Raw genomic sequence first — 22,368 nt, 5'->3', positions numbered from 1 at the left:
GCACATGACTGCCTTTTCCGTACTCGACCTGGCCCCGATCACCGCTGACGGGGACGCCACCCACGCCGTGCACAACACCCTCGATCTTGCGCAACACGCCGAGGCCCTCGGCTTCCAGCGCTACTGGCTGGCGGAACACCACAACATGCCCGGCATCGCCAGCGCAGCCACGGCGGTGGTGATTGGCCAGGTGGCAGCCGCCACACAGCGCATTCGGGTGGGCGCCGGCGGTATCATGCTGCCCAACCACGCCCCGCTGGTGGTCGCCGAACAGTTCGGCACCCTGAACGCGCTGTACCCGGGCCGCATCGACCTCGGGCTGGGGCGCGCACCCGGCACCGACCCGACCACCGCGCGCGCCCTGCGCCGGGCCCCGGATATCGACCCGGACCAGTTCCCGCGTGACGTCGCCGAGGTGCTGGGCTATTTCGACGACCCCCAGCCGGACCAGGTGATCCGCGCCATCCCCGGCGCCGGCCAACACGTGCCCGTCTGGATCCTCGGTTCCAGCCTGTTCGGTGCCCAGCTGGCCGCGCAGATGGGCCTGCCGTATGCGTTTGCCTCGCACTTCGCCCCCGGGCATTTGATGAACGCACTGGAGCTGTACCGCAGCCAGTTCCGGCCTTCCGCATGGCTGGATCGCCCCTATGCGATGCTCGGCTACAACGTGTATGCCGCCGACACCGACGCCGCGGCGCGGACGCTGGCCAGTTCCATGGAACAGGCCTTTGTCAGCCTGCGGCGGGGTCGGCCCGAACCGATCCAGCCGCCGATCGAGGGCTACCGCGAACGCCTCGACCGCGCCGAACGCGCGATCGTCGAACAGACCATGGCCTGTTCCGCGGTTGGCGCGCCGGATACGGTCGAAGACGAGATCCGCCGGTTTCTCGAGCAGACCGGCGCCGACGAACTGATCGTGACCACCTCCACCTTCGACCATGCGGCGCGCCGGCGCTCGCTGGAACTGACCGCGGAGGTGCGCGACCGCATCGCTAGATAAGCACGGGTCGCCGGTTCACCTGACCGGAATGCGTACCCTATGCTTGAGACAAGGGCCGTAGTAGCCGAGACCATTCAGCACGGGAGAGACACATGCGCGTCAAGGTTCGCGGCGTCACCATCGAATGCACCATGGGCGACATCGCCGCCCAGCGCGACATGGACGCGGTCGTCAATGCCGCCAACGCCTGGCTGCGGCCCGGCGGCGGCGTGGCCGGGGCCATCCACCGCGCTGCGGGGCCCGGCCTGGAGCGTGAATGCCAGCCCCTGGCCCCGATCGAGCCCGGCCAGGCCGTACTGACCGATGCCCACAACCTGCCCAATCGCTTCGTGATCCACTGCCTGGGACCGGTCTACGGGCACGACGAACCGGCCAGCCGGTTGCTGGCTGCCTGCTATCGCAACGCCCTCACCCGCGCCGAAGAAGCCGGGGCCTACAGCATCGCATTTCCCGCGCTGTCCACCGGGGCCTTCGGCTACCCCGTCGAGGAAGCCGCGCGCATCGCCCTGGAAACCGTGATCGCCGCCACGCCCAGACTGGATGCCGTCGGCCATGTCCGCTTCGTGCTGCACACCAAGGATGATCACGACATCCACGTCCGGATCCTGGAGGAACTGACCGCATGATCGCGGCCGGGCGCAGCGCAACCCCAAACGACGATGGCCTGGCGCTCTTCACCGACTTCTACGAGCTCTCCATGCTTCAGGCCTATTTCGAAGAAGGCCTGTACGAGCCAGCGGTCTTCAGCCTGTTCGTACGCCGCCTGCCGCAACGGCGCAACTATCTCCTGGCCTGCGGACTCGATACGGTGCTGGAACAACTCGAAGGCCTCCGTTTCGAGCCGTCGGATCTCGACTACCTGGCCGCCCTCGACCGCTTCTCCGAACGGTTCCTGCGCTGGCTGGAGGCTTTCCGCTTCACCGGCACGGTCCGCGCCGTGCCCGAGGGGACCCCGGTCTTCGCCAACGAGCCCATCCTCGAGGTCACCGCGCCACTCCCCGAGGCCCAGCTGATCGAGACCCTGGTGATGAACCAGATTCATCTGCAAACGGTGCAGGCCAGCAAGGCCGCCCGCCTGGTGGCCACGGCCGACGGGCGGCCGGTGGTCGATTTCGGGGCGCGCCGCATGCACGGGCTGGATGCTGCCTTGAAGGGGGCACGCGCCTTCCATGTCGCGGGCGTCGCCAGCACCTCCAATGTACTGGCGGGCAAGCAGTACGGCGTACCGGTGAGTGGCACCATGGCCCACAGCTACATCCAGGCGCACCATGACGAAGCCGAGGCCTTCGGCGCCTTTGCCCGTCTCTATCCGGAAACGGTGCTGCTAGTCGATACCTACGACACCCTCGAAGGGGTGCGCCGGGTCATCGAGCTGAGCGGTGAGCTGGGCGATGACTTCCGCGTACACGCCGTCCGCCTCGACTCCGGCGACCTGGGAGAACTGGCCCACCAGGCGCGGCGGATGCTGGATGAAGCGGGCCTGCAACAGGTCGGGATCTTCGCCAGCGGCGGGCTCGACGAACACCTGATTGCCGAGCTACTGGCACACGGCGCACCGATCGATGCCTTCGGGGTCGGCACCAGCATGGGCATTGCCCCCGATGCCCCCGACCTGGACATTGCCTACAAGCTGGCCGAATACGCCGGCGAAGGGCGTCTCAAGCTCTCCAGCGGCAAGCCCATCCTGCCCGGTGCCAAGCAGATCTATCGCCGCCGGGAAGGCAACCGGTTCGCGGGCGACACCATCGGACGCCAGGACGAGACCCAGCCCGGGGAGCCGCTGCTGCAGCCCGTGATGCGTGACGGCCAGCGCCTGCCGGGCCATTCTCGTGACCTGGATACACTGCGCGAATATGCCCGGGCGCAGCTGGAACAACTGCCCCCCGGGATCCGCGCCATCGAGCCCGCCGAAACGCCGTATCCCGTAGCCATCAGTCCCGCGCTGCAGGCACACCAGGATGCAGTGACCCGCACCATCCAGGCCCGCTACGCCGCATCGGGTCGAACGTCCGAAACTGGAGACGGAGACCACTCAAATGACTGACGATCCGCGCAATCACCTGCAAGCCGGCGACGCCCTGCTGGTGATCCACGTACAGAACGATTTCTGCCCCGGCGGCGCGCTGGCTATCGAGCACGGGGATACCGTGATCCCGGTACTCAACCGCTGGCTGGAGGCGGCCGCCGCGCTGGATATTCCGGTGTATGCCTCGCGCGACTGGCACCCAGCCGGGCATGCGAGCTTCGTGGAACAAGGCGGGCCCTGGCCCCCGCACTGCCTGCAGGATTCGCCCGGGGCACGCTTCCACGCCGATCTGGCCCTGCCGGCCGGCACCGTCAAGGTCACCACGGGGGTACGCTTCGACCAGGACCAGTACTCCGCCTTCGACCAGACCGGGCTGGCGGGCGAACTGCGCAACCGGGGTGTGAAACGCATCTGGATGGGCGGACTGGCCCTGGACGTATGCGTTGCGGCAACCGCCCTGGGCGCACGCGAGGAAGGATTTGACGTTCACCTGATCCCTTATGCCTCGCTGCCGATTTCGCCGCAGGGCGGCACGGAGGCGCGCGCGAAGATGAAGGCAGCGGGCGTGGAGATCGCCGAGCATGGCTGAACCCGGCAAGATGCCCGTGCAGTTGATCTCGGTCGAGGAGGTGGTCAGCGCCGCCGACGACCTGGCACGCCAGATACGGGCCAGCGACTTTCGGCCGGACACGATCGTGGCCATCGCCCGCGGCGGATTCATGCCGGCGCGCTTTTTGTGCGACTTCCTCCACGTGCACAAGCTGCTCAGCCTGAAGGTCGAACACTACACCTCGGGGGCGCGTGAAAAACAGCGAGCGGCGGTGACGGTCCCGCTGGCCGGAGATGTGCGCGGTGAACAGGTCCTGCTGGTGGACGACGTCAACGACTCCGGCGACACCCTGGTGGCCGCCCGCCCCCACTTGGAGGGCTTCGAGCCGGCCGCCGTGCGCACCGCCGTGCTGCATGAAAAGGCCAGCACCCAGTGCCCCGCCGATTTCCACAGTCAGGCCGTGCAGGAGTGGCGCTGGATCCTCTACCCCTGGGCCGTCATCGAGGACGTCGGCCAGTTCACCCGCGAGATGGACCCGCCCCCGACCACCGCCGCCGAGCTGCACACCCGTCTGCAGCAGGACTACGGCCTCGAGCTCGACGCGACCCAGTTGGACCGCGTAATCCGCTATAACGACCTGCCCTTTTCCGCGTAGGACGACGCGGACCGGGATCCGCCCGGGTTGGCAATCGGGTTCGGGGAACGGATGATATGGACCCAACCCGGTCGTGCCGGGTCACGAAACCCTGTCCGACCCAACGGCCACTTCCACCCGGCCCACCAACCTGGCACCGAGACCGCCCATGTCGTATCTCAAGGACTACCCCAACCCGGAAGGCTACTTTGGCGAATTCGGCGGCGCCTTCCTGCCGCCGGAGCTGGAACCGCATTTCGCCGAGATCAACCACGCCTATCGGACCCTGGCGCGCTCCGGCGATTTCCTGAACGAACTTCGCTACATCCGCAAGCACTATCAGGGGCGCCCGACGCCGGTGTACTACGCCCATAACCTGAGCCGTTCGGTGGGCGCGCATATCTATCTCAAGCGCGAAGACCTGAACCACTCCGGCGCGCACAAGCTGAACCACTGCATGGGCGAGGCGTTGCTGGCCAAGCACATGGGCAAACGCAAGCTGATCGCCGAGACCGGGGCCGGCCAGCACGGCGTGGCGCTGGCCACTGCGGCGGCCTACTTCGGCATGGAATGCGAGATCCACATGGGCGAGATCGACATCGCCAAGGAAGCGCCCAACGTGACCCGCATGAAACTGATGGGGGCCCAGGTGGTGCCGGTCTCCTTCGGCGGTCGCTCGCTGAAGGAGGCCGTGGATTCCGCCTTCCAGTCCTACCTGTCGCAGGCAGACGAGGCCCTGTTCGCAATCGGTTCCGTGGTCGGGCCGCACCCGTTTCCGCTGATGGTGCGCAACTTCCAGTCGGTGGTCGGCATCGAGGCCCGCGAGCAGTACCTGGAGATGAGCGGTGGCGAGCTGCCGGATCACGTGGTCGCCTGCATCGGCGGTGGGTCCAACGCCATGGGCATGTTCGCCGGCTTCATCGAGGACGCCCAGGTGCAACTCAACGGCGTGGAGCCGCTAGGGCGCGGCACCAAGCTCGGCGAGCACTCCGCCACCATGACCTACGGCAAGCCGGGCATGATCCACGGCTTCAAGTGCATGCTGCTGGCCGACGCGGAGGGCAACCCGGCCCCGGTCCACTCCATCGCCTCCGGGCTGGACTATCCCGGCGTCGGCCCCGAGCACTCCTACCTCAAGACCACCCAGCGCGTCGCCTACCACGCCATCAACGACGACGCGGCCCTGGATGCCTTCTACCAGCTCTCGCGCACCGAGGGGATCATCCCGGCCCTGGAAAGCGCCCATGCCGTCGCCTGGGCCATGAAGCACGGCCGCGAGAACCCCGGCACGACGATCCTGGCCAACCTCTCCGGTCGTGGCGACAAGGACATCGACTACGTCGCCCGCGAGTTCGGACACGGATAGCCCGCCTCGCCAATACGGCTCGAAGGCGGCGCGACGGGAACTTCAGGCCCGGTTGCGCCGGTCTCAGTCTTGTTGACCACGGGCGGAGGCCTCGCGATGGCAGGCGGATGGGCAAAAGACGGTGCGGAGCAGGAGCAGATCGACAACACGGTCGAGGACGCCCTGCAACGGGTGCGCAGCCAGATTCCCACCGGGGAAGGTCTGAAAGAATGCGAGGAATGCGGGGCGCCGATTCCCGAAGGCCGGCGCCAGGCCCTGCCGGGCGTGCGCCTGTGCCTAGGCTGCCGGGAGGCGGAGGACGCGGCACAGCAGGCCACCAGCCCCTACAACCGGCGGGCCTCCAAGGACAGCCAGCTTCGTTGAGCTCGCCCTAGAGATACTTCATCCGGCCCCGGATGGACTCCAGATCGGATGCGACGTCCTTAAGGGTCGCGCCATCGTCGTCACTGCCAACCACGAGCCCCTTGCCGGAAACCGGGATCACGCTGTCGATCTGAAAGCGCCCGGTGGTTCCGCGCAGGAAGCACTCTTCGTCGAAGAACAGGCGATCACCATCCGGCCCGATCTCGTCGGACTCGAGCGTGTCGTACCCGATCAGCCGGGCGATGTCGTCGCGTCCTTCGATGTCCACGGCTTCGATCGTCTGCTGCTCTGGATCAATCAACAAGGCCTTCATGCGGTTCCCCTCTGCACGGGTGGTTCATCGTCGGTACCACGGTAAAGGTCCGGCGGCCGCGCGGCCACCGCACACGTACTCCGCATGCACCTATACTCCCTGGAGATGATCGCGCGGAGGCTTTCCCGTGACCCATACGGCGTATATCTCGCATCCCGACTGCCTGCTGCACGACTCGGGGCCCCACCACCCGGAACGGGCCGACCGCCTGCACGCCGTTCGCAACGCCCTGCTCGACGAAGGCCTGATGGAAGGCCTGCACCTTCTGGATGCCCCGCCAGCCACCGATGCGCAGCTCCAGCGGGTGCACACCCCGACGCACGTCGCCCGCATTCGCGCCAACGCCCCCGCCCTAGGACATCACGCGCTGCTGGACCCGGACACGGCCATGGGCGAACACTCGCTACAGGCCGCCCTGCGCGCCGCCGGGGCCGGCATCGAGGGCGTGCGGGCCGTCATGGAGGAGGACGTGGACAATGCCTTCTGCGCCATCCGTCCGCCCGGCCATCATGCCGAACGCGAACGCGCGATGGGCTTTTGCCTGTTCAACAACATCGCGGTGGCCGCTGCGCATGCCCTGGAGCACTACGCGCTGTCGCGCGTGGCCATCGCCGATTTCGACGTGCACCACGGAAACGGCACCGAGGACATCTTCCGGGATGATCCCCGAGTGCTCTACTGCTCCAGCTTTCAGCACCCGTTCTACCCGGACACGCCGCGAGCCGAACGGGACCATCTGATACATACCCCGCTTGCCGCCGGCACGACCGGGGCGCAGTTCCGCGCGGCGGTCCGCCACGACTGGTTGCCGGCACTGGAACAGTTCCGCCCCCAACTGGTGCTCGTCTCGGCTGGCTTCGACGCGCATCGGGACGAAGCCCTCGCGGGCCTGAACCTCGACGCGGACGACTTTTCGTGGATCACCCACGAACTCACCCGCATCGCCGCGCGGTATGCCGGCGCGCGTCTGGTCTCGATGCTGGAAGGCGGCTACGCCCTCCCGGCCCTGGGCCGAAGTGCGGCGGCCCATGTGCGCGCGCTTTGTGAGGCCCCGCGCCGCTAGGGAAACACTGATCAGTGTTTTCTTACGCCGGCACAACAAGAACCGGCCGCGGCCTTTGCAATCCGCCGATTGCCGGTCTTTACTCAACGAGATTGCCACCGCGGCAGTTGGTGTGGCCGCCATACAAGACCAAGAAGCGAGGAGAAGACGGTGAGCGAGAATCCGCACGATCTCGAAGAGCAGAAAAAGGAACTGGAAGCGGAATACGACACCGAGCACGAGATCGGTGATCAGAACATCAACCCGCTTGGGCTGGACCTGCACAATCCGGTCTTCGTCACCAGCGCCCTGTTGATTGTCGTATTCGTCATCCTGTCCCTGGTCTTTCCGGAACAGGCCAACGAGCACCTCGACAACACGCGTCAGTGGATCGGCCGCTCCTTTGACTGGCTGTTCCTGTCGGCCGGCAACATATTTGTCCTGTTCTGCCTGGCCCTGGTCGTCCTGCCCATCGGGCGCATCCGCATCGGCGGCCAGGACGCCAAGCCGGAATTCTCGGTCATTTCCTGGTTTTCGATGCTGTTCGCCGCCGGCATGGGCATCGGTCTGATGTTCTGGAGCGTAGCCGAACCGGTGGGCTACTTCACCGAATGGTTCGGCACGCCGCTGGGGATCGAAGGCGGGACCGAAGAATCCCGGCAGGCGGCGCTGGGGGCCACCATGTATCACTGGGGCCTGCACCCCTGGGCGATCTACGCGGTCGTCGGCCTGGCGCTCGCATTCTTTGCCTACAACAAGGGCCTGCCACTGACTATCCGTTCGGCGTTCTATCCGATCCTCGGTGAGCGCATCTGGGGCCCGATCGGCCACGTGATCGACACCCTCGCCGTGCTGGCGACCATGTTCGGCCTGGCGACCTCACTGGGCCTCGGCGCGCAGCAGGCCGCCTCGGGCATGGAGTTCCTGTTCGGCATCGATTCCGGCCTGAACACTCAGGTCGCCATCATCATCGGCGTGACCATCATCGCCCTGCTGTCGATCATGCGCGGCATCCATGGTGGGGTGAAGCTTCTCAGCAACATCAACCTGGTGTTCGCCGCGTTGTTGCTGCTGTTCGTGATGATCGCCGGCGGCGTCCTCGCATTCCTCTCCAGCATCGGCACCACGGTCACCGGGTACGTGCAGTACTTCATCCCGCTCAGCAACCCGGTCGGGCGCGAGGACGAGACCTTCTACCACGCCTGGACCATCTTCTTCTGGGCCTGGTGGATCTCCTGGTCGCCGTTCGTCGGCATGTTCATCGCCCGCGTCTCCCGCGGCCGTACGGTGCGCCAGTTCGTCACCGCCGTACTGCTAGTGCCGACCCTGGTCACCGTCGTCTGGATGAGTGCCTTCGGCGGCTCCGGCCTGGCCCAGGCACGCGACGGCGTTGGCGCCCTGGCGGACGGCATCTCCGACTCCTCCCTGGCCCTGTTCCAGATGCTGGAGCACCTGCCGTTCACCGCCATCACCTCGTTCCTGGCGATCGCCCTGGTGCTGGTGTTCTTCATCACCTCCTCGGACTCCGGTTCCCTGGTGATCGACTCCATCACCTCGGGCGGCAAGACCGACGCCCCGCAATCCCAGCGCCTGTTCTGGGCCACCACCGAGGGCGTGGTCGCGGGGGTCCTGCTGGCGGTTGGCGGCGCGGCGGCCCTCAATGCACTGCAGGCGGGGGCGGTGAGCACCGGCCTGCCATTCGTCGTCGTGCTGCTGCTGATGTGCGTCAGCCTGATGAAGGGACTGTTCCACGAACTGGCCCTGATCCGCATCGAGGAAGCCAAGACCTGACGCCGGCCGCCGTCTGGATGGTCACCACAGGCCATCCAGCCTCCCCACCCGGCCCCCGCGCCCGCCGGTCTCGGCGCCGCGGGGGCCGTTCCGTTCGGGACAACCACCCCCGGAATCGGGCATCCTCTCGCGGATGAGTCCACACGCCCCGGCCCAACACCCATGAGCTTCCGTCAAGCGGTCGCGCGACACCCGCTGCTGGCCGGGATGGCCTTTCAGGCCGCGCTGATCCCGCTCGCCCTGATCCTGGCCCGGGTGGCCGGCATCCCGCTCGACGAGCGAATCGACTGGAGCCTGGAGGCCGCAGCGCTGGGCGCCCTTGCCGTGTTGCCCATGCTGATGCTGCTCGGCACGCTCGCACTCAGCGGCTGGGAGCCCTACCGCGCACTGGCCGACCAGGTCCGCGATTTCGTGCACCAGCTCTTTCGCAACGCCCTGCCTGGCGCCGTGCTGCTGATCGCCATCCTCGCCGGCGTGGGCGAGGAACTGCTGGTGCGGGGCGTGCTGCAGGGCTGGCTGACCGAACGTTGGTCACCCGAGTGGGCCATCGTCGCCGCGGCAATTGTGTTTGGACTCGCCCATTCGATCAGCCGCCTGTACTTCGTGTTCGCCACCGTCATCGGGCTCTACCTCGGGCTGCTCTATCACCTGACCGGCAACCTGCTGGTGGTGATCGTCACCCATGCCCTGTACGACTGGATCGTCATCCACTGGTACCTGCGTTCCCGCGATGCCGGCAGGCGCGGCGCATGATCATCCAGCAATCACCCAGGGGGAACGGGCCCGCCAAGTCCCGCCTTGCCACTGCTGGATGACACTCCACGGGCCGGGGGTCGACGTCACCGACTGCCTGTCCCGGGAGCACGCGACAGGCTTCCGGACTACGGGATCGGTGCGCTGGCGCGCCGAACGAGGACGGGGTGGGCGCGTTCAGAACGCGCTCGGGCCATGGCCCGAGCGCGTCTGTTCCATGAATTGAGCCAGGCGCGCCGGCCGCCCGAGATAAAAACCCTGTACCAGATCACAGCCCAGAGCGCGCAGGCGCTCGAGGGTTTCCTGATCTTCCACGCCTTCGGCCACCACGCTCAAGCCCATTTTCTGGCCGAGCCCGATCATGGATTCCACGATGCGCTGGTGCGGCCGGCTGGACACCAGTTCGTGGACAAAGGTCATATCGATCTTGAGCTCATCGAGCGGCATGCGCAGCAGCCGCTCCATCGACGAATAGCCAATACCGAAGTCATCCATGGACACCCGCAAGCCCAGGTCCTTCATCCCGTGCAGGGCCGCACGCGCCTCGGCGTCGTGACTCTCCATCACCGCGGTTTCGGTCAGCTCCACCGTGACGCTCTCCGCCGGCACCTGCCAGACCTCCAGTGACTGGGCCACCAGATCCACCACCTCCCGTTCCTGCAGGTCATCGGCAGAAAAATTCACCGAGATCCCCGCGTCCAGTCCGGCCTGGCGGTACTCGGCACACTGGCGCAGGGCCGTGTTGAAGACCCAGTGCGTCAGCCGGGGCATCAGGTCCGTTCCCTCCGCCGCGCGCACCATGGTGTCCGGACGGATCGAGCCGTACTGCGGGTGATCCCAGCGCAACAAAGCTTCCACCGACTGCACGCAGCCCGATGCCAGCGCGACCTGTGGCTGATACTCGAGGTGCAGGCTTCCCTCCTCGATGGCCTGCCCCAGCTGGGACCACAGATCCACGCCCTCCAGCATGGTTGCCGCCGCCTCCGGGGCATACAGGCGCAGGCGCGCCCGAGCCCGCCGCGCCTGCCGAACTGCGGCATAGGCATGGGCCAGCAACTCCTGCGGGCGCACCACCCGGGGGCCCGCCAGCGCCAGCCCGGCACGCGGCCAAAGCAGCACCTGCCGCTCGCCACAGGCAAACGGTTCACTCAACACCCGCAGCATCTTGTGGGCCGCCAGCTCGGCGAACCCGCTCCCGGCCACGGCCAGCTGCGCACAGGTGATCTGATGGCGTCCAGTGATACCGACCAGGCCGTCCGCCAGGGCGCGGGCCAGTGCCTGACCCGCGTTCCGGATCAGCTCGTCTCCCGCGGCATACCCCAGGGCCGCGTCCACGTCCCTTAGCCCCTCCAGTTCGATGACGGTCACGGCTGCTTGCGCCCCGGCGTCCTGCGGGCACGGGGAAACCCCATCCAGGGCACGGAGAAAATCTTGATAATCCAACAGCTTCGACATCGGCAGAGTTCCGGCGGCTACGCCCATGCGGCGAAATCAGTAGATGCGGATCCCATGTACGGAATGCGCATCTACTTAAAGATAATAGCGCGCCGGATCGACCCCGTAGGCACCCGCCGGAAGGTCGCGCAGGATCTGGCGCCGCGCCCCCTCGGACTCCGGCGCGTGCGACCCCAGATCCAGCTCCCACGGGTCGGGATACGGCATATGGGACGGATCGAGGATGCGCATCACCCGGGGCATGAAGCGCTGCGTGCGGCGGTGACTCAGCACGATCGCGACCTCACCGTTATCCAGCTCCACCAGGCTGCCCACGGGAAACAGCCCCACGCAGTGGGTGAACTGATCCACGAGCGCCGAATTCAGCCCCCAGCGCGCGTTCTCCCGCAGTTCCTTCAGGGCCTCGAAGGGGGTCCCGGCCAGACCGCCTTCCGTCAGCATCTCCTCGTAGGAATCCACGATAGCCGCCATGCGCGCATAGGCACTGATCTGGTTGGCCACCAGACCCCGTGGGTAGCCACGCCCGTCCTCGCGTTCGTGGTGCTGGGCGACAATGTCGCGCACGCCCTCCGGGATCCCGTGGGAGCACTGCAGAATGGTCTCGCCATATTCCACGTGCCGCTGAATCTCGCGCCGCTCATCCGGGGACAGCCGCGTGCGGCGCCCCAGGAGCGTCCGCGGCATCTGCATCTTGCCGATATCCATCAGCAGCCCCCCCAGCCCGAGGACCGACAATTCGGCTCGATCCAGCCCCATGTGCCGACCCAGCGCCAGAAGATGGATCGCGACATTGAGCGAGTGGGCGTACAGCACGTCGTCCGAGTGGCTCAGCCTGGCCAGCAGCAGCAGGGCGTCCGGGTTGCGCTCCACGCTCTCGCGCAACGCCTCGGACGCCTCCCGGGCCGCCGACAGAGGGACCCCGGGATTACGCTCCATGCCGGCACGGATCTGCTCCAGAACACGCCCGACAATCGCCTGAGCCTCCTTTGCCGCCGGGAGCTCCTGCTCCACCGAGCAGTGATCGCGATACACCGTCATACCGCGGAACTGGGCGGCCTCGGCCCGGCTCGAGGCCGTCGCGGCAGCCCGCGCGGATCCCGCGGCCGGTGGCAGCCGGCTCAACGACTCCGGCGCGCTCTTATCCAGATCAACGAATACATGCACACAATGCCGGGCGAGCTCGTCGACATCGTCCTGCGAGCGAATCCGCACCCCCTCGACCAGATAGGGCGTCTCCAGCCACGGGCGATCGAGCCGGCTGACGTACATACCAACCTGCAGGTCGGAAACCGGGATCTCCTGCTGTAACAGTCCCCAAGGCATACCACTGTTGTCCAACTGTCGCATCTGGCCGCGACGATGTTCGGCCAGCTTTGCATCACCTCTACCTTAGCGCCGCTCCCCGAGGCGGAACAGCGCTTTAGTACAGAACCCGCTAGGCGTTCGCAAATGTCGGCACCGGCTGGCCCAATCCGGCGGACAGAGGGCCGCGCTCGACACTGCGGCGGCCGCCGCCACCCGCGGACGTGCGCGGGTGAAGGCGGCGTCAGTCGCGCGCCTGCCGAATGGCCAGAGCCATCTGATTGCGCACCGCTTTCAGGGCCCGCAGGACCGTCGGTTCCACGGCGGCGCCGGCCGGCAATTCCAGATACAGCAGCCCGATACAACGATCACGCACCGCCAGCGGCAGCAGCAGAAAACTGCGCGCATCCAGAGCCTGGCGGAACTCGTCGGGGATATAACGGCTGATCGAGGCCTCGTGGCTGTCGGTGATGACCAGGTCCTTCTTCTGTTCCAGGGCCAGCGACAGAATGTCGCCCTTGCCCGCAAGCGTGAGTCGCAGCCGTCCGGACAGCGTCTCGGCATCCTTTCCGAAGGCGGTATGCGCCACCAGCACCCGATGCTCGCGATCGGCGAGCATCAGCATTACCCGGCGCAGACCGAGTGTCTGGTACAGGGTCTCGAGCGTTGTCTGCATCAAGGTGTTCAGCTCGAACTCGCCCACCATGCTGTCCAGCATGTCGGTCAGGGTCTCCATCAGTGCCGCGGCCTGTGCGTCGGGATCGGCGGTGGCGGATACCGCCGCTTCGCCGCTCGCCCCCGCGGGCTCGATATCCGCCGCGTCGCTGTCATCGATCTGCACACCCAGATTCGCCTTCAGCCGGTTCAGCGGCTCGCGGCCCTCCGGCGGCAGCTTGACCACCGTCAGGAAGTGATCCATGTGCTCGCGCCCGGACTTGATGGCCCGCTGCATGCCGCGGGCATCCACGCCCAGGGCACGTTCGTAGCGCTTGCGCAGATCGGTGAGCAAGGCGCCCTGCTGGTCGCGATCCGCCTGGGTAATGCATTGCCCCATCTCCGACGCCAGGGTGACGATGCGGTGCAGGCGCTGGTCGGCATCCCGCGCTGCCGGCAGCGTGCCCGAGGGAGCCCGTTCCACCGACGTGACGATCTCGCGCGGGAAGTTCCAGTCCTCCAGCACGCTGCGCGCCAGGGCCTCGTAGGAGATACCGAGGACCTGACGGGCGGCACTGCCCTCGCTCGTACCCTGACCCACACGAATGCGGATTTCGTCCGCCTCCTCCGGCAGGTAGTACAACACCAGCATGCGGCCGATATCGTGGAACAGAGCGCAGACAAAGGCCTGCTCGCTCTCCACCCCGCCGACCTGTTCCGCCAGGTCGCGCGCCAGCATGGCGCTGAACAGTGTGCCGACCAGCGCCTCCATCAGGCGTCCGGAATGACGTCCGCCCTTGAGGTTTTCGAACAGCACCAGCCCGAGCGCCGCCGTGCGCACCTGCTCGAAGCCCAGCAGCACGATCGCGCGCGAAACGGTGCGGATATTGCCGCCAAAGTTGCTGTAAAAGGGGGAGTTCGCCAGCCGAAGCAGCTTCTGCGTGGTAGCGTAGTCCTTTAGCACGGCATTCGACAGCTCGGCCACCGAGCGCTTCATGGTGTCGTCGGAACACTGGGTAATCTCGCGGATATGGCTGGAGATGCCGGGGAAATCAGGCTTGCGTCGGATCCGCCGCAGGATGAAGTCCTGCGATCCGTCGCCCGTCTGGCCTTCGCCCTCGACGGCCACCACCAGCGCCTCGCGAAACTCGCGGGCCGATGCAAAACGCTCGGCGGGATCCGGGCGGGTGGCCCGAAGTACCAGGGCGTCGAAGCGTTCGTCGCCATTGCCGGTGCGACCGGAGGGTGGCTCCAGCGCCCCCGCCTGCATCGCCTGCCGGATCGCCGCGGGGGTATCACCGGCAAACGCGCGCTCGCCCGTCAGCATCTCGAAGAACAAGGCCCCCAGGGAGAACACGTCGGACCCTTCGGTCGCGGCCTCGTTTGCCAGCCGTTCCGGCGCCAGATAGTAGGGTGTATCCGGCAGGTGGCTCTCGCCGCGCGCGGCCACGTCGGGCAACGCCATGCCCAGCCCGGTGATGCGCGCATGCCCCTCGGGGTTTACGGTCACGTTCGCCGGCTGCAAGGCCCCGTGCAGGATGCCCTGCTCGTGCGCCGCCGCCGCCGCATCCAGCAGCTCGCGCATCAGGGCCAGGGCGCGATCGATCGGCAAGGGTCCGCGCGCCAGGATTTGCTCCAGGGTCTCGCCCTCGACGTACTCGAACACCAGGTAGACGCCCTCGGCGTAGTCCCCCGCCTCGAAGATTGGAGCGATGTTCGGGTGTCGAAAGCGGCTTAACCGGCGGGCATCTTCAAGCAATGCCTGGCGGGTCGAAGCGTCCGCCGCGACGTTGGTCAGCGTTCGAATCGCGACCTGCCGATCCAGCAGCGGGTCGTGTGCGACATAGAGCCCGTCGCGGGCACTCGTACCCAGCGTCCGCGTGATCCGGAAGCGTTCGATCTCGGGCACGGCCATGCGGTCAACCACCGGCCACCCCCCGATTCCCCATGCCCACGTTATCGACCCGAGCGATTGTCAGCCCCACCATGTACGGATCCATCCGTCTTCTCCCTGTATTTCAGCGGGGCCCACCCCGGCCCCCTACCGACCCTCCGAGGAGGGCCTCCATCTCAATCAGCTGGGTCGCGCGCGTGTTCCTTGAGGATGTCCAGCGGGATCACCGCCAGGGTCTCCTCGTGCGTCGCGCGCAGGAAGACCCCGGGCGCCGCCCCCGCCCGGTAGGCCTCCAGCCAGCGCGCGGCGCACAGGCACCAGCGATCCCCGGCCTCCAGGCCGGGGAAGCCGAATTCCGGAACCGGCGTGATCAGATCATTCCCCCGTGCCAGGGAGAAATCGAGAAACTCGCGGGTGAGCTCGGCGCACACGGTATGCATGCCCTGGTCGTCGTAGCCGGTGGCACAACGACCGTCGCGATAAAACCCGGTGACCGGTCCGCGACTGCAGGGCTCCAGGGCCCCGCCAAACACGTTCTTCGAGGGAAATGGCTGCATTGAGGGAATCTCCGTCTGCTATTCCTACAGGATAACGGAGACCCGGCCTCCCAACGCGAGCGTTTACTCCGTCCGGGGGAATTCAGTCGGCGTCCGGCCAGCCCCATTCGTCCAGAAACGTGCGCAGGTTCCCGGGCTGGTAGTCGACATCCTGCCGGTAGCGTTCCAGGGCACTTGGATGCACCTCGGTCGGGTGACCCGACTGGTACAACGGACGCCGATAGCGCCGTCGCAGGCGATAGATGTGCCGCCGCGAGCGGTGCAGCGACGCCAGCGGGTCGGGGCGCAGGTTATCCGGCAGATACCCCTCCACTTGCAGTCCGGCCATCCGGGCTTGCTCGATCATCCACGCCAGCGGGGCCTCTGACGCGAGACGCCCCTCGGCATCCGGGGCGTAGCCGCCGCCCACGTCGGCATGCACGCCACTGAACCACAGCTGTTTCAGGTCCAGCCCCGGGCGCGGATCCCACAGGGTGGGCTCAAAGTCGGCTCGTGTCTCGTCGATCGCCATGGCATGGCGGGCGATGCGCACGTTGGGCCCCAGCTTGGTGTCGTAGAACTCGTCCGTACGATCGAACATTCCCAGCAGAGAGAACGGGATTCCCAACGCGCCGACCGTATCCCAGACGCCAACAAAGCGGATCTCCCGCGAGGGATGTGCATGTTTCGCGCGAAAGGTACGCGAGGCTTCGCCCTCGGGCGCATGGCTGGCGCCGGTGTTCTTGTAGTGCCGAAAGGCCTGCTCGATCAACCGTGCATCCGGGCGCTTCAGGACCCCGCAGTTGTTGATCAAGCCGCACAGGCTGCGAACGGTGTACGCCCCGCGGCTGAAACCGAACAGGAATATCTCGCTGCCGGGGGCGTAGTTCTGCACGATGTAGCGATAGGCATCCTGGATGTTCTTGTGGATGCCACGTCCGGTCACGCCACCCGAGATCTTTGCGTAGTAGGCCCCCACGCCCCAGTCGTAGTAGACCTGCTGCGGGTCGCCCATGGCATCGACGGGCGCAATGGCCCGCGCCAGGCGCAGGACATTGGTCGGCACGTCCGACTCGACGTCCTCCTCCGGGCGATTCCAGGTTCCGTCCGCACAGATCACGATCCGTCGTGTCATTCGCTGGTCTCACATCCTTGTCGTCGGGCGGTCCCGGCGATCATTCAGCGCACGGCAGGCCGCCGTGTGATGCCCCCCTCAGGAGCCGATCTCGATCCGGCGCACGCCCGGCCGGGCGTCATCCTTGCGCCGGGGGATGTCGATCTTCAGAACACCGTTCTTGAACCGTGCCTGGATGGCATCGATATCGGCGTCCCCGGGCAGGCTGAGGATACGGCGAAACTGTCCGTAGGCCCGCTCCACACGATGATAGCCCGCGTCATCTTCCTCGGTCTCCTGGCGCTTCTCGCCGGAGATGATCAGGTCGTAGCCATCCACCGTCAGGTCGATCGCGTCCTCGTCGATCCCCGGCACCTCCACCGTGATCCGGTAGGCCTTGCGGGTCTCGGCGATATCCACACTGGGCTTGAGCAGCAGCGAGGCGGCGGCATCACCCCCGCGCATCCCGAGGGCCGAGCCAAAGAAGTCCTCGAGCATCCGGTCCATCTCGCGGTGCATGCGCATCAAGGGGTCGGCGCCCTCGCGCCGAGCCGGCACGACCTCCGGACTCGCGGTCTCCTCACGCTTGAACCAGTTCCACGGCTTGAGCTTTTGCAGGTCCATGGTGATCACCTCCGTTGCAAATCCTGTCTACCGAGTTAACTAGGTCGCGGAGAGGGCCTTTTCAAGCCCTGCGAATCAGCCCCCCGAAAATCGGCTAGCCGCACCGGCTGACGCCGGGCGCCCCAGTTGCCGGGGCGCGCCTCGAACACCCCGGGCACCGATGCCCCGCAGGCGTTGCAACAGCCATCGGCGGTCAGGTTCCAGTCCGACAGCTCATACCCGTCGCGGCCAATCACGCGTTGCCCGCACCCCGCGCACCAGGTGCTCTGGCCCTCCGTGTCATGCACATTGCCGGTGTACACGTGATGCAGACCCTGCTCGCGAGCGATGCGCCGCGCCCGCTGCAGCGTCTCGATCGGCGTGCGCGGGTGTTCGGTCATCTTGAAATCCGGATGGAAGGCGGTGAAATGCAGCGGCACATCCGGCCCCAGATGCTCCCGGACCCATTGCGCCATGGAGGTGATTTCCACATCGCTGTCGTTCTCTCCCGGGATCAGCAGCGTGGTGATCTCGACCCAGGTAGCGGTCTCGTGCACCAGCCATTCCAGGGTGTCGAGTACCGGCTGCAGATGGGCCCCGGTCAGCTTGTGATAGAAGCGCTCGGTAAATGCCTTGAGGTCCACGTTCGCCGCATCCATGGCGGCAAAGAATTCGCCGCGCGCCTGCTCGGTGATGTAACCGGCCGTCACGGCCACCGTGCGGATATCCCGCGCGCGGCAGGCCGCCGCCACGTCGATGGCGTACTCGTGGAAGATCACCGGGTCGTTGTAGGTAAAGGCCACCGCGCGACAGTCCAGCGCCTCGGCGGCACGTGCAATGGTCTCGGGATCGGCGCGATCGGCCAGCGTGTCGATCTCGCGCGACTTGCTGATGTCCCAGTTCTGGCAGAACTTGCAGGCCAGGTTGCAGCCGGCCGTGCCGAACGACAACACCGGACTGCCCGGGAGGAAGTGATTGAGCGGCTTCTTCTCGATCGGATCCACGCAGTAGCCGGAGGAACGCCCATAGCTGGTCAGCACCACGGCATCGTCGAGATTGGCGCGCACAAAGCATGCGCCGCGCTGTCCGGGCTTCAGCTTGCAGTAGCGCGGGCACAGATCGCACTGTACGCGGCCATCCTCCAGGGCATGCCAGTAGCGCGTGGGGACGGTGAATGCGTCGTGTTCGGGGATGTCGTTCATATCCAGTCCAGACCGTGATTCATGGTCTTGAATATGAGGACACAATCCCAATATTCAACAACATAATTCTTGATGGAGCCCCCCAATGACGGCACAGCCCCGCATCCGCGAGCCCGCCATCGCGGGCCAGTTCTACCCTGCCGATCCCGAGGAGCTGCGCGCCACGGTCACCCGCTTGCTCGATGCCGTCCCACTCGTAGCGGACGCGGCGCCGCCCAAGGCCCTGATCGCGCCGCATGCCGGCTACCCGTACTCCGGCCCGGTGGCGGCCTCGGTCTATGCGCACATCCGCCCCCTGGCGGGGAAGATCCAGCGCGTCATCCTCTTGGGTCCGTCGCATCGCGTGCCCTTCCGCGGCATCGCGACCACTACGGCAACGGCCTACCGCAGCCCGCTGGGAGACCTCCCCGTGGACCACAAAGCCCTGGAAGCCATCGCGGACCTGCCCGGCGTCCAGTTACTGGACATCGCCCACGGACCGGAACACAGCCTGGAGGCCCACCTGCCGTTCCTGCAGGTGGCACTGGGGACATTCGAACTCGTCCCGCTGGTGGTCGGGGATGCCTCGTCCGAGCAGGTCGCGAGCGTGCTGGAACGGCTGTGGGGCGGCCCGGAGACCCTGATCGTCGTGAGTTCGGATCTCTCCCACTTCCACGACTATGCCACCGCGTGCCGCCTGGACACGGCCACCACCCGTGCCATCGAACAGCTGGACGAACACGCGCTGGGGCCGGAACAGGCCTGCGGCTGCCGGCCGCTGGCGGGCTTGTTGCGGCTCGCGCGGCAGCGCGGTCTCACCATCACCACACTGGACCAGCGCAACTCCGGCGACACCGCCGGCCCGCGCGACCAGGTGGTCGGCTACGGCGCCTGGATGCTGCAATGACGCACACCATCGACCTGCCCGCGCCGGCGCGCGAGCGCCTGCTGGAACTGGCCGCGGATGCCATCCGGCGGGCCGCGCACCATGCCCCCGCCCGCCCCATTGCACTGGAACAGGAGCCCGACCCGCTACCCGATCCCGGCGCCAGCTTCGTCACCCTGAAGCAAGGGGAAACCCTGCGCGGCTGCATCGGCACGCTGGAGGCCCACCGGCCCCTGGCCGCGGACGTCCTGCACAACGCTCGCGCGGCGGCGCTCAATGACCCGCGCTTTCCGCCGCTGCGCACGTCGGAACTGGCCGGTCTCGCCTACTCGGTCACGCTGCTGACCGCGTCGCGACCCATGGAGGCCGCGCAGCGCAAGGGCCTGCTGGATCAGCTACAACCGGGCCGGGACGGCCTGGTCGTTCAGGCCGGAGCGCGCCGCGCCACCTTCCTCCCTGCGGTCTGGGAACAACTGCCCGACCCCGAGACCTTCCTCGATGCCCTGCTGCAAAAGGCCGGGCTGGCGCCGGGCGGCTGGCCCGACGGCCTGCAGGCCTGGCGCTACGGGTCCTTGGAGGTTGCCGGTGAACTTTGAACCGAGTGTGACGCTGTACCTGATCGTCGCCACCGTCGCGGTCTCCCTGCTCGCATGGCAGAACCCGCGCTGGTTGCAGGCGATGATCCATCACCCGCCATCGGTGCAGCGCGGCGAATACTGGCGCCTGGTGACCCACGGCTTCATCCATGCCGATGGCACCCATCTCGCATTCAACATGATCACGCTGTTTTTCTTCGGCATGGCCATGGAGCGCGTGCTGGTGCCCGCGATCGGCATGGGCGGCTTCGTGCTGTTCTATCTGGCCGCCATCGTCCTCGCCAGCCTGCCCAGCCACCTGCGCCATCTGCGTGACCCGGGCTACCGCTCGCTGGGCGCTTCCGGCGCGGTCTCCGCGGTGCTGTTCGCCTACATCCTGCTGCAGCCGTGGTCGCTGTTGTTCGTGTTCTTTATCCCGGTCCCGGCCATCGTGTTTGCGGCGCTCTATGTCGGCTATTCGCTCTATGCCCAGCGCCAGAACCGCGACAACATCAACCACAGCGCCCACCTGTGGGGCGGCGCCTGGGGCATCGCCTTCATGCTGTGGCTGGAACCCGGCCTGCTGGCGCGATTCTTCCAGGAACTGCTCTCGCCCCTCGGGTGACCCCGGTTACTTGTCGGGCGCCCCGGGCAGTTCTAGCCTCTGCGCACTTTCCTCCCCGACACCGCAGGATCCCGCCATGCAAGACGCCATCGCCACGCTCCCCAAGGTCGAGCTGCACCTGCACATCGAGGGCTCCCTGGAACCCGAGCTGATGTTCGCCCTGGCCGAGCGCAACAATGTCGAGCTCCCGTATGCCTCGGTCGAGGAGGTTCGGGCCGCCTACCAGTTTCACGACCTGCAATCCTTCCTGGATATCTACTACGCGGGCGCCTGCGTCCTGCTGACCGAGCAGGATTTCTACGACCTGACCTGGGCGTACCTCGAACGCTGCCGGGACGACCACGTCCGCCACACCGAGATCTTCTTCGACCCGCAGACCCACACCGAACGCGGCGTGCCCTTCGCGACGGTCATCGACGGCATCCACCGCGCGCTGGCCGACGGCGAACGGGAGCTCGGCATCACCAGCCGCCTGATTCTCTGTTTCCTGCGCCACCTGAGCGCCGAGGCCGCGATGGAGACCCTGGAGACCGCCCTGCCCTGGCGCGAGCACATCCACGCAGTCGGGCTGGACTCGGCCGAATTGGGCAACCCGCCGGAGAAATTCCAGGCCGTGTTCGAGCGCGCGCGGGCCGAGGGATTCCCCGCCGTGGCGCATGCCGGCGAGGAGGGACCACCGGACTACATCTGGCAGGCACTGGACCTGCTCAAGGTCGCGCGCATCGACCACGGCGTCCAGGCCGAGCAGGACCCCAACCTGATGCAGCGCCTGGCGCGGGAGCAGATCCCGCTGACCGTCTGTCCGCTGTCCAACATCAAGCTGTGCGTGTTCGAGCGCCTGGAACAACACAACCTGAAGCGCCTGATGGACGCGGGGCTGTGCGTCACCATCAGCTCGGATGACCCGGCCTATTTCGGCGGCTACGTGGGGGAAAACTTCCGCGCCACGGCCGCGGCCCTGCAGCTGGACCTGGATGACCTGGAAAAACTGGCACGCAACGCCGTCGACGCCGCGTTCCTGGAAGCCAACGCAAAACAGCGCCTGCACGACGAGATCGGCGACTGGCGGGCCCGGCAGGCCGCCTGAACCGCGAGAGCGGGTCCGGGATTCCTACCCGGAGAAGCGCGTCGGGCGGGCCGGAAGACGCCCCTTCGCCACCAGGCGCTCGATGCGGGTGAACACCTCTCCGCGGCCGAAGGGTTTCTTCATGAAGTCGTCGGAGCCGATGCGATCGAGGAAGAACTGCTCGACCGCGTCCTCGTTGCCGCTGATCATGATCACCGGCACCTTCGCGGTGGCGGGGTCCCGGCGCAGTTGACGCAGCATGGCAAACCCGGTCATCCCGGGCAGGAGGATATCCAGGAAGATCAGGTCCGGTGGATTCTCGCGCGCCAAAGCCAGCGCCTCCTCGGCATCGCCGACGCCAATCGGCTCCAGCTCGTTCTGCTTGAGCATGCTGGTGAGCAGCGCGACCACCGTGCGCGAATCATCCACCACCAACACCCGCAGCCCGCGAGCGGCCTCCTGGCGTGCCTTTGTACGCCGCTCGCCAGCCTTGCCGAACCGCAGCAGACTCCCCATTCGCTGCATGTAGCTCATGCCGGACTCCTTTCCCCTGGGCGTAGTGTTTCGTCGCACGCCAGATGGCCTCATTGTTCCCGTGCCCGCACGCGCTGTCCAGCGCGCCTTGACGGCTCGTTTGAA

At 66.8% G+C, this 22,368-nt stretch carries 23 protein-coding genes; 14 read left to right on the top strand and 9 right to left on the bottom strand.

From position 1 onward, the window contains the following. Window positions 1–4 precede the first annotated feature (4 nt). From G335_RS0101805 to G335_RS0101775, 7 genes are all read left to right on the top strand, one after another. On the top strand, window positions 5–1,000 hold the full coding sequence (locus G335_RS0101805; RefSeq protein ID WP_018175753.1) for an LLM class flavin-dependent oxidoreductase: 996 nt from the start codon (window positions 5–7) through the stop codon (window positions 998–1,000). Window positions 1,001–1,092: 92 nt separating this feature from the next. Beyond that, window positions 1,093–1,626: a macro domain-containing protein gene (locus G335_RS0101800; RefSeq protein WP_018170066.1), complete on the top strand. Its 534-nt coding sequence runs from the start codon at window positions 1,093–1,095 to the stop codon at window positions 1,624–1,626. Then, window positions 1,623–3,044, top strand: coding sequence for a nicotinate phosphoribosyltransferase (locus G335_RS0101795; protein ID WP_018175752.1), 1,422 nt, complete (start codon window positions 1,623–1,625; stop codon window positions 3,042–3,044). Before G335_RS0101800 ends, G335_RS0101795 begins: the two co-directional genes overlap by 4 nt. Further along, window positions 3,037–3,615: an isochorismatase family protein gene (locus G335_RS0101790; RefSeq protein WP_018175751.1), complete on the top strand. Its 579-nt coding sequence runs from the start codon at window positions 3,037–3,039 to the stop codon at window positions 3,613–3,615. The genes G335_RS0101795 and G335_RS0101790 overlap by 8 nt, the downstream gene beginning before the upstream one ends. Further along, window positions 3,608–4,231 carry a phosphoribosyltransferase gene (locus G335_RS0101785; RefSeq protein WP_018175750.1) on the top strand — a complete coding sequence of 208 codons (624 nt, stop codon included), beginning with the start codon at window positions 3,608–3,610 and terminating at the stop codon, window positions 4,229–4,231. The genes G335_RS0101790 and G335_RS0101785 overlap by 8 nt, the downstream gene beginning before the upstream one ends. A gap of 148 nt (window positions 4,232–4,379) precedes the next feature. After that, window positions 4,380–5,576: a tryptophan synthase subunit beta gene (gene trpB / locus G335_RS0101780; RefSeq protein ID WP_018175749.1), complete on the top strand. Its 1,197-nt coding sequence runs from the start codon at window positions 4,380–4,382 to the stop codon at window positions 5,574–5,576. Between the two features lie 96 nt (window positions 5,577–5,672). Further along, the gene (locus tag G335_RS0101775) at window positions 5,673–5,939 is read left to right on the top strand and encodes a DksA/TraR family C4-type zinc finger protein (protein ID WP_018170071.1); all 267 of its coding nucleotides are present in this window, start codon (window positions 5,673–5,675) and stop codon (window positions 5,937–5,939) included. 7 nt (window positions 5,940–5,946) lie between these two features. On the opposite strand, the gene G335_RS0101770 is transcribed toward G335_RS0101775, so the two are convergent. Next, entirely contained in the window at window positions 5,947–6,252 is a 306-nt protein-coding gene (locus G335_RS0101770; RefSeq protein ID WP_018170072.1) for a hypothetical protein, read from the bottom strand. 127 nt (window positions 6,253–6,379) lie between these two features. Between G335_RS0101770 and G335_RS0101765 the strand changes: the two genes are divergently transcribed. The 3 genes from G335_RS0101765 to G335_RS0101755 all read left to right on the top strand — a co-directional run bounded on the left by G335_RS0101765 (window position 6,380) and on the right by G335_RS0101755 (window position 9,838). Then, window positions 6,380–7,315, top strand: coding sequence for a histone deacetylase family protein (locus tag G335_RS0101765; protein ID WP_018170073.1), 936 nt, complete (start codon window positions 6,380–6,382; stop codon window positions 7,313–7,315). A 150-nt stretch (window positions 7,316–7,465) separates the two neighbouring features. Then, window positions 7,466–9,085 carry a BCCT family transporter gene (locus G335_RS0101760; RefSeq protein ID WP_018170074.1) on the top strand — a complete coding sequence of 540 codons (1,620 nt, stop codon included), beginning with the start codon at window positions 7,466–7,468 and terminating at the stop codon, window positions 9,083–9,085. A 162-nt stretch (window positions 9,086–9,247) separates the two neighbouring features. Further along, window positions 9,248–9,838 carry a CPBP family intramembrane glutamic endopeptidase gene (locus G335_RS0101755; protein WP_018170075.1) on the top strand — a complete coding sequence of 197 codons (591 nt, stop codon included), beginning with the start codon at window positions 9,248–9,250 and terminating at the stop codon, window positions 9,836–9,838. A 177-nt stretch (window positions 9,839–10,015) separates the two neighbouring features. On the opposite strand, the gene G335_RS0101750 is transcribed toward G335_RS0101755, so the two are convergent. The 7 genes from G335_RS0101750 to amrS all read right to left on the bottom strand — a co-directional run bounded on the left by G335_RS0101750 (window position 10,016) and on the right by amrS (window position 18,598). Further along, entirely contained in the window at window positions 10,016–11,293 is a 1,278-nt protein-coding gene (locus tag G335_RS0101750) for an EAL domain-containing protein (protein WP_018170076.1), read from the bottom strand. A gap of 75 nt (window positions 11,294–11,368) precedes the next feature. Next, window positions 11,369–12,616 (bottom strand): HD-GYP domain-containing protein, encoded by a 1,248-nt coding sequence (locus G335_RS0101745; RefSeq protein WP_051080056.1) that lies wholly within the window; start codon window positions 12,614–12,616, stop codon window positions 11,369–11,371. A 223-nt stretch (window positions 12,617–12,839) separates the two neighbouring features. Continuing rightward, entirely contained in the window at window positions 12,840–15,164 is a 2,325-nt protein-coding gene (locus G335_RS0101740) for an HDOD domain-containing protein (protein WP_018170078.1), read from the bottom strand. 155 nt (window positions 15,165–15,319) lie between these two features. Then, window positions 15,320–15,700, bottom strand: a complete 381-nt coding sequence (locus G335_RS0101735) for a DUF2237 family protein (protein WP_018144213.1) — start codon at window positions 15,698–15,700, stop codon at window positions 15,320–15,322. An 82-nt stretch (window positions 15,701–15,782) separates the two neighbouring features. Further along, window positions 15,783–16,814 (bottom strand): DUF2235 domain-containing protein, encoded by a 1,032-nt coding sequence (locus G335_RS0101730; RefSeq protein ID WP_018175747.1) that lies wholly within the window; start codon window positions 16,812–16,814, stop codon window positions 15,783–15,785. Window positions 16,815–16,892: 78 nt separating this feature from the next. Further along, window positions 16,893–17,417, bottom strand: coding sequence for an Hsp20/alpha crystallin family protein (locus tag G335_RS0101725; protein WP_026304747.1), 525 nt, complete (start codon window positions 17,415–17,417; stop codon window positions 16,893–16,895). A gap of 35 nt (window positions 17,418–17,452) precedes the next feature. After that, entirely contained in the window at window positions 17,453–18,598 is a 1,146-nt protein-coding gene (gene amrS / locus G335_RS0101720) for an AmmeMemoRadiSam system radical SAM enzyme (RefSeq protein WP_018175745.1), read from the bottom strand. Between the two features lie 85 nt (window positions 18,599–18,683). Between amrS and amrB the strand changes: the two genes are divergently transcribed. The 4 genes from amrB to G335_RS0101700 all read left to right on the top strand — a co-directional run bounded on the left by amrB (window position 18,684) and on the right by G335_RS0101700 (window position 21,750). After that, complete coding sequence (gene amrB, locus G335_RS0101715) at window positions 18,684–19,484, top strand: AmmeMemoRadiSam system protein B (RefSeq protein WP_018170082.1); 801 nt, start codon at window positions 18,684–18,686, stop codon at window positions 19,482–19,484. Further along, on the top strand, window positions 19,481–20,059 hold the full coding sequence (amrA, locus tag G335_RS0101710) for an AmmeMemoRadiSam system protein A (protein WP_018170083.1): 579 nt from the start codon (window positions 19,481–19,483) through the stop codon (window positions 20,057–20,059). Before amrB ends, amrA begins: the two co-directional genes overlap by 4 nt. After that, window positions 20,049–20,663: a rhomboid family intramembrane serine protease gene (locus G335_RS0101705; protein ID WP_018175744.1), complete on the top strand. Its 615-nt coding sequence runs from the start codon at window positions 20,049–20,051 to the stop codon at window positions 20,661–20,663. The genes amrA and G335_RS0101705 overlap by 11 nt, the downstream gene beginning before the upstream one ends. Window positions 20,664–20,739: 76 nt before the next feature. Further along, window positions 20,740–21,750 (top strand): adenosine deaminase, encoded by a 1,011-nt coding sequence (locus G335_RS0101700; RefSeq protein ID WP_018175743.1) that lies wholly within the window; start codon window positions 20,740–20,742, stop codon window positions 21,748–21,750. 24 nt (window positions 21,751–21,774) lie between these two features. Here the strand turns inward: G335_RS0101700 and G335_RS0101695 are convergent, their stop codons facing one another. After that, window positions 21,775–22,263, bottom strand: coding sequence for a PleD family two-component system response regulator (locus tag G335_RS0101695; protein ID WP_018144221.1), 489 nt, complete (start codon window positions 22,261–22,263; stop codon window positions 21,775–21,777). Window positions 22,264–22,368: the final 105 nt, after the last annotated feature.

It is taken from the genome of Thioalkalivibrio sp. AKL8, from assembly GCF_000380525.1.
In the GTDB taxonomy this organism is placed as follows: domain Bacteria; phylum Pseudomonadota; class Gammaproteobacteria; order Ectothiorhodospirales; family Ectothiorhodospiraceae; genus Thioalkalivibrio; species Thioalkalivibrio versutus.
Note: the sequence above shows the minus strand (reverse complement) of the source record. Positions and strands in the feature narration are given on the sequence as shown.

Coding starts and splice junctions, on each gene's coding strand:
- G335_RS0101805 (WP_018175753.1), top strand. CDS start 5: ATGACTGCCTTTTCCGTACTCGACCTGGCCCCGATCACCGCTGACGGG.
- G335_RS0101800 (WP_018170066.1), top strand. CDS start 1,093: ATGCGCGTCAAGGTTCGCGGCGTCACCATCGAATGCACCATGGGCGAC.
- G335_RS0101795 (WP_018175752.1), top strand. CDS start 1,623: ATGATCGCGGCCGGGCGCAGCGCAACCCCAAACGACGATGGCCTGGCG.
- G335_RS0101790 (WP_018175751.1), top strand. CDS start 3,037: ATGACTGACGATCCGCGCAATCACCTGCAAGCCGGCGACGCCCTGCTG.
- G335_RS0101785 (WP_018175750.1), top strand. CDS start 3,608: ATGGCTGAACCCGGCAAGATGCCCGTGCAGTTGATCTCGGTCGAGGAG.
- trpB (WP_018175749.1), top strand. CDS start 4,380: ATGTCGTATCTCAAGGACTACCCCAACCCGGAAGGCTACTTTGGCGAA.
- G335_RS0101775 (WP_018170071.1), top strand. CDS start 5,673: ATGGCAGGCGGATGGGCAAAAGACGGTGCGGAGCAGGAGCAGATCGAC.
- G335_RS0101770 (WP_018170072.1), bottom strand. CDS start 6,252: ATGAAGGCCTTGTTGATTGATCCAGAGCAGCAGACGATCGAAGCCGTG.
- G335_RS0101755 (WP_018170075.1), top strand. CDS start 9,248: ATGAGCTTCCGTCAAGCGGTCGCGCGACACCCGCTGCTGGCCGGGATG.
- G335_RS0101750 (WP_018170076.1), bottom strand. CDS start 11,293: ATGTCGAAGCTGTTGGATTATCAAGATTTTCTCCGTGCCCTGGATGGG.
- G335_RS0101745 (WP_051080056.1), bottom strand. CDS start 12,616: ATGCCTTGGGGACTGTTACAGCAGGAGATCCCGGTTTCCGACCTGCAG.
- G335_RS0101740 (WP_018170078.1), bottom strand. CDS start 15,164: ATGGCCGTGCCCGAGATCGAACGCTTCCGGATCACGCGGACGCTGGGT.
- G335_RS0101735 (WP_018144213.1), bottom strand. CDS start 15,700: ATGCAGCCATTTCCCTCGAAGAACGTGTTTGGCGGGGCCCTGGAGCCC.
- G335_RS0101730 (WP_018175747.1), bottom strand. CDS start 16,814: ATGACACGACGGATCGTGATCTGTGCGGACGGAACCTGGAATCGCCCG.
- G335_RS0101725 (WP_026304747.1), bottom strand. CDS start 17,417: ATGGACCTGCAAAAGCTCAAGCCGTGGAACTGGTTCAAGCGTGAGGAG.
- amrS (WP_018175745.1), bottom strand. CDS start 18,598: ATGAACGACATCCCCGAACACGACGCATTCACCGTCCCCACGCGCTAC.
- amrB (WP_018170082.1), top strand. CDS start 18,684: ATGACGGCACAGCCCCGCATCCGCGAGCCCGCCATCGCGGGCCAGTTC.
- amrA (WP_018170083.1), top strand. CDS start 19,481: ATGACGCACACCATCGACCTGCCCGCGCCGGCGCGCGAGCGCCTGCTG.
- G335_RS0101700 (WP_018175743.1), top strand. CDS start 20,740: ATGCAAGACGCCATCGCCACGCTCCCCAAGGTCGAGCTGCACCTGCAC.
- G335_RS0101695 (WP_018144221.1), bottom strand. CDS start 22,263: ATGAGCTACATGCAGCGAATGGGGAGTCTGCTGCGGTTCGGCAAGGCT.